Annotated in this window: 1 protein-coding gene; it reads right to left on the bottom strand. The window is 43.1% G+C overall.

All coding sequences use genetic code 11. The annotated features are described in order from the left end of the window. On the bottom strand, nucleotides 1-912 hold a 912-nt coding region (locus AB5935_RS27175; protein ID WP_368327998.1), incomplete at its 3' end, for a TonB-dependent receptor plug domain-containing protein. Between the last annotated feature and the right edge of the window lie 265 nt (nucleotides 913-1,177).

The following is a 1,177-nucleotide window of genomic DNA, read 5'->3' as shown; positions in this document are numbered from 1 at the left end:
GATAATGTCATTGTTGGTGGCGATGGTCGCTTCTTCGGGACTACTGCCGTTGCTGATAAGCTGGTTGCGATACCCCTGCCACATCGTTTCCATGAATTGATTGGCATTCATACGTTCGTAATCACCCTGTCCACGCGCGCTGAAGCCGTGGCGAATGTCCAGTTGAAGAGAAACTCCCTGTTTCTTCGCCTTTTTGGTGGTAATTAAAATCACACCATTCGAAGCCCGGCTACCGTACAATGCGCATGAAGCAGCATCTTTCAGTACGCTGACGCTTTCTATGTCTGCCGGATTAAGATCGGTGATCCATCCCGTATAGGGCATACCGTCTACCACGTAAAGCGGCTTATTGCTTCCGTTCACCGAACTGTATCCCCGGATCCGGACTTCCGCTTCGATACCAGGCTGCCCCACTCCGTCAATTGTCTGTAGCCCCGGTACTGCTCCGTTGAGCACGGAGATAACAGAACTGACCGGACGCATTTCGATTTGCTTACTGTCCACTACGGAAACAGCCCCGGTAATTGATCTTTTGAGGACAGTGCCATACGCTACCTGCACTACTACTTCATCCAGTTCGTTCACGTTCGGACGCAACCGGATTTCCATCATATTATGCCGGGCAGGCACTTCGATAGTTTGGTATCCTATGTAAGAAATAACCAGCATTTGCTGTCCGGGGAGGGTTGGTTGAAGACTAAACTTTCCATCCAGATCTGAAATACAGCCTTGCCGACTGCCTTTCACTGTGACAGAAGCACCTGTCAATGGTTCCCGGCTTTCCTCATCAATGATGATTCCTGTTATATTTTTTATTTGGGCATAAGTTAGGTTAATGGATAGAAGCATGTAAATGCATATCACTCCTATCTTTATTAAAGTATCTTCTGTCCGTCTTTTAATAATTGTCATAAGTTGTATATCTTGACGTATTTGTTGATTTTGCTTGCTATTTAAACATTTACAAAACTAATATATTATAATTAGTGTTATAATACATTGCCTCCTATTTATGCAATTTTAACGGTGTAGACTGCTAATTATTAGCTGAATTGGCAAATTAGATACTTTTTCTTGTTCTATATTTTATATTATTTGTTCTTGCGGCTCGAGAGATAGAGGCTTCTTTCTTTTTTTCATTGCATTAAGTAGAAATCTCTCCCAAAACGTATTATAG

The sequence above is a fragment of the Phocaeicola sp. RTP21198st1_B8_RTP21198_201120 genome (genome assembly GCF_040929485.1).
GTDB classification, from domain to species: Bacteria; Bacteroidota; Bacteroidia; order Bacteroidales; family Bacteroidaceae; genus Phocaeicola; species Phocaeicola dorei.
The sequence above is the reverse complement of the archived record's forward strand: the minus strand, read 5'-3'. Positions and strand labels throughout refer to the sequence as shown.